Source organism: Synechococcus sp. R55.7, assembly GCF_047461955.1.
Lineage (GTDB): Bacteria > Cyanobacteriota > Cyanobacteriia > Thermostichales > Thermostichaceae > Thermostichus.
On sequence record NZ_JANSIC010000221.1, the window covers coordinates 1 to 4,274 of the forward strand.

Consider the following 4,274-nt stretch of genomic DNA (forward strand, 5'->3'; position numbering starts at 1 on the left):
CTGAATGCAAGTCCGGATCCCTGAATCTCTACAGGATGCCAAAGCCTCAGTTCTACAAAGTGGCGCTCTATCAGCCTTTGGCTGGATAGGGGACTCTTCGCCTTAACTGGGCCTTAACTAGGGCCAGACTCTTGTACCGAAACCTCCCTTTGGACCCTTCTTCCCCTGCAAGGGTCTAAGTATTCGAGAACACCTATTCTTACACACAAAAGCTTCGAGACAAGTTCAGAGAGAAATGCCTCTAGGCAAGAAAGGCTACCTGAGATTCTGCCGACAGGCGTCTTTAGGAGGGCCGTATTCAGCGGGAAGATTCACAAACGTCGGCAGCGTTGGCATCTGGAGGGAGTTGCTCTATATTAAATCAGCTAGCATATTCGATATTTACCAGAATTTAAGTTATTGTGAGAGCTGACATGCCATCCAATTGGTCAGACATCCATCCTCTCAATCCTGGGCAAGGGTTGGGTTCAGCCCAGTCTGCGCCTTCCCATTGGAATGAGCGCCACAGGGGAGAAGGCTCTCATGCCGAGTATGAGAGGAACGGATCTCAGACCAGAGCGGCGGATTGTCCAGAGGACTTCATGCCGAGCAAGACCGCAAACGCAAAGATTAAGGTAGTAGGCGTGGGGGGTGGGGGTGGCAACGCGGTCAGTCGGATGGCGGCCAGCAACCTTGTGGGCGTCGAGTTTTGGAGCGTCAACACCGATGCGCAGGCCCTTGCCCAGTCCTCGGCAGTGAACCGCTTGCAAATTGGGCAGAAGCTGACTCGAGGCTTGGGTGCAGGTGGTAACCCGGCCATTGGCCAGAAAGCGGCAGAAGAATCCAGCGAAGAAATATCGGCAGCCATCAAAGGGGCAGATCTGGTCTTCATTGCCGCCGGCATGGGGGGAGGCACGGGCACGGGTGGAGCACCCGTCATCGCCCAAATTGCCAAAGCCAGTGGTGCCCTGACGGTGGGAGTGGTGACACGGCCTTTTTCCTTTGAGGGCAAACGCCGCAGCAAGCAGGCCGAGGAAGGGATCCAAGCGCTGCGGGAGGCAGTTGATACCCTGATTGTAATTCCCAATGACAAGTTGCTTTCGGTGATCTCCGAGCAAACCCCTGTCCAAGAGGCTTTTCGCGTTGCTGATGATGTGCTGCGGCAGGGGGTGCAGGGCATCTCGGATATCATTCTCATTCCCGGCATGATCAATGTGGATTTTGCCGATGTGCGCAGCGTGATGGCCGATGCCGGCTCTGCCTTGATGGGAATTGGCATGGGATCCGGCAAGTCCCGCGCCCGCGAAGCCGCCATTACCGCTGTATCTTCGCCGCTTTTGGAAACCTCCATCGAAGGGGCTAAAGGTGTCCTCTTCAACATTACCGGTGGGCCGGATTTGTCCTTGCATGAGGTCACGGTGGCTGCCGAGATCATCGCCGAGGCAGTGGATCCCGAGGCCAACATCATCTTCGGCACCGTCCAAGACGAGCGCATGCAGGGGGAAGTGCGCATCACGGTCATCGCCACCGGTTTCCAAGAGAAAGCCCGTCCAGCCGCCATCCCTGCTGCAACCAAAGTTTCTGCCTCCAACAAGTCAGGGGTTCGTAAGCCCACCCCCACGAGCCCTGAGCTGCCGCCTCGACAGCCTCCGGAGCCTGAGCCGCCGATGTCTGGAGGCTTAGATATTCCCGAGTTCTTGCGCCGCCGACGGCCCCCTTCGTAGGGTAGGGTGAAGGTATGCTGGTATCTTGGTGCCGGTTGTTGAGGGTGGGGAGTGCTTTGGGGTTAGGCCATGAACATTGTTGTCTTGGCGGGGGGGCGTTCGGCAGAACGTCAAGTCTCTTGGGTAACGGGTAAAGCCTGCAAACGGGCTTTGGAGGACCTGGGCCATCGGGTCAAGGTAATCGACCCAGATGAGGATCTGCCTCTGCGCCTTTGGCAGGAACGGCAAGCCGGCTGCGACTTCGTTTGGATTGCCTTGCATGGCCCTGGTGGCGAGGATGGGGTGGTACAGGGAATGCTGGACTGGCTGGGCCTGCCCTACCAGGGATCCGGGCCGCTGGCCAGTGCTCTGGCCATGGATAAGCTGGTCTCCAAGCAGATCTTTCGCGCCGCGGGGATCCCTACCCCCGATTGGCAGGTTTGGGACGACCAAAGCCCCCTCACTTGGGCTGACTGTGCGGCAGAGTTGGGATCCCCACTGGTGATTAAGCCCAGCAACAACGGCTCGACGGTGGGCATCAGCATTGTCCGGGATGAGAGGTCATTTGCTCAGGGGCTGGAGTTGGCCCGCTCAGTCTCGTCGCGGATTTTTCTGGAGCGCTATGTTCCCGGAAAGGAGATCACCCTCTCGATCTTGTCCGGCCAAGTTCTTCCGGCCATTGAGATCATCCCCGCCCAAGGCGACTTCTACGACTACGAAGCCAAGTACGCACCCGGTGGCTCGCGGCATTTGATCCCCTGTTCCCTCAGCCCGGCAGGGTTGGCCCGCTGTGAGGCGGCAGGTCTGAAGGCCTACCAGGCGTTGGGGTGCGAAGGCTTGGCGCGGGTGGATCTGCGGGTGGATCCCGAGGAAAATCCTTGGGTGTTGGAGGTGAATACACTGCCCGGCATGACCCCCACTTCCCTCTGTCCCGATGCGGCGGCAGCTCTGGGGTGGACGTTCACCGAGTTGGTGGAGCGGATGCTGCAGGATGCCTTGCAAAAAGCCCAATTGACCGGATCCCGGCATCCTCAAAGTTCATCGGCGACTCTCGGCAACGCTCCCTGAGGCTTTTCCCAAGACAAGAACAAGAACCTTTACCCAGCTCTTTCAGAGAAGGGCAACCAGCAAAAGAATCACCCCAATTCCAACAATCAGTACAGCTCCCCCCAGCCACACCCAGGAGATGCGGGACCTGCTGCCTATGTCGGTTTTCCCGACAGGATTCTCCGGCGCAGGTTCAGGCTTTGAGTTGACCGAATCCGGGGCAACAACTGTCAGATCCTGCAGTAGGCGATCGCCTTTTTTTTCCAACAGAACTGTGGTTTCTTCTGAGGCCAGCAGCGGGTTCAACAAGGGGGCCGTTTGCTCCCACTCGTATTCAGAATGTCCCGACTCACGCCCGTACACCGTGACCTGCTCTAAGCCGGGCAAGCCCAACGCCCTGAGCTCCACCCGCACCCGCTCCGTGAGATGGGGGTAGTCCACTCGAGCCGAGGGGGGCCGATTCAGGAGAACGTGTAGATGACCTTGGCGGCGTTTGACCGCAATTCTGACCGGGGCAGCCAACCGAGCCTGCAACGCTTGGGCAATCTCAGCTTCGGTCATGGTGCAGCATCCAAGGCGTGCGGGCTAATTCTAATACAATCCTAGGGCAACGATGCAGAGGGCTACGGGGGCTCGGGGTAGAATGGGATGCGCATTGGCGAAGAAAAGCAGAGCGTTCATCTTTTTCTCTCGCCGGATCCCTAGCTGGAAGTTCTATGCAAGAGAAAACCATTGTCCGCGATTACTTCAACTCCGTTGGCTTCGAGCGCTGGCGGCGCATTTATGGTGAAGAAGAAGTCAATTTCGTCCAAAAAGACATCCGCCTTGGCCATGCTCGCACAGTAGAGACGGTGTTGCAGTGGTTGGGGGATCCCTCGGGTTTACGCATTTGTGATGCCGGATGCGGGGTGGGCAGCCTCAGTTTGCCCTTGGCCACCAGAGGGGCGCAGGTGTTCGCCAGCGACATCTCGGAACAAATGGTGAACGAAGCACGCCGCCGCCAGCAAATGGAGCTGGGATCCACAGACAACCCACACTTTTGGGTCTCGGATCTGGAGGAATTGACGGGGGAATACGATGTCGTCATCTGCCTCGATGTGATGATCCACTACCCTGAAGCCGAGGCCCTGCGCATGCTAAAGCACCTGACCCGCCTGGCTCGGTCCCGCCTGATCTTCAGTTTTGCCCCCAAAACCCCCTGGCTGACGCTGCTGAAGAAAGTGGGAGAGTTCTTCCCCGGCCCCAGCAAAACCACCCGCGCCTATCAACACCGAGAGGCGACCTTGGTGAGCCAATTAACCGAATGGGGCTGGAAAGTGCAGCAGCGACAAACCATTCGCAGCCGCTTCTACTTTGCTTGGCTCCTCGATCTGGTTCGGTGACACTCGATCTGGTTCGTTAAACGGGAATGAAACATTTTCGTCTAGCTCCCCTCTCCCTCTGGCAGCGAGGCTGGGAGTAGGGGCAGCAGCGTGGAATGCTTGGGGAGTGTCTCAATCTAGTTTAAAAATGACTATAACGATCAGCTGAGGTTATCCAGTTGCT

General features: G+C 57.7%; 4 protein-coding genes. 3 read left to right on the forward strand and 1 reads right to left on the reverse strand.

Features of this window, described 5'->3' with window-relative positions; all coding sequences use genetic code 11:
* Positions 1-581: 581 nt before the first annotated feature.
* On the forward strand, positions 582-1,703 hold the full coding sequence (ftsZ, locus tag NW820_RS10575) for a cell division protein FtsZ (protein WP_414407459.1): 1,122 nt from the start codon (positions 582-584) through the stop codon (positions 1,701-1,703).
* A 69-nt stretch (positions 1,704-1,772) separates the two neighbouring features.
* The gene (locus NW820_RS10580) at positions 1,773-2,750 is read left to right on the forward strand and encodes a D-alanine--D-alanine ligase family protein (RefSeq protein ID WP_414407460.1); all 978 of its coding nucleotides are present in this window, start codon (positions 1,773-1,775) and stop codon (positions 2,748-2,750) included.
* A 42-nt stretch (positions 2,751-2,792) separates the two neighbouring features.
* Here NW820_RS10580 and NW820_RS10585 read toward each other — a convergent pair whose 3' ends face one another.
* Positions 2,793-3,290: a hypothetical protein gene (locus tag NW820_RS10585; protein WP_414407461.1), complete on the reverse strand. Its 498-nt coding sequence runs from the start codon at positions 3,288-3,290 to the stop codon at positions 2,793-2,795.
* Positions 3,291-3,445: 155 nt separating this feature from the next.
* Here NW820_RS10585 and bchM point away from each other — a divergent pair, with 155 nt between their 5' ends.
* Positions 3,446-4,111 carry a magnesium protoporphyrin IX methyltransferase gene (bchM, locus tag NW820_RS10590; protein ID WP_414343655.1) on the forward strand — a complete coding sequence of 222 codons (666 nt, stop codon included), beginning with the start codon at positions 3,446-3,448 and terminating at the stop codon, positions 4,109-4,111.
* The last annotated feature ends 163 nt before the right edge of the window (positions 4,112-4,274 follow it).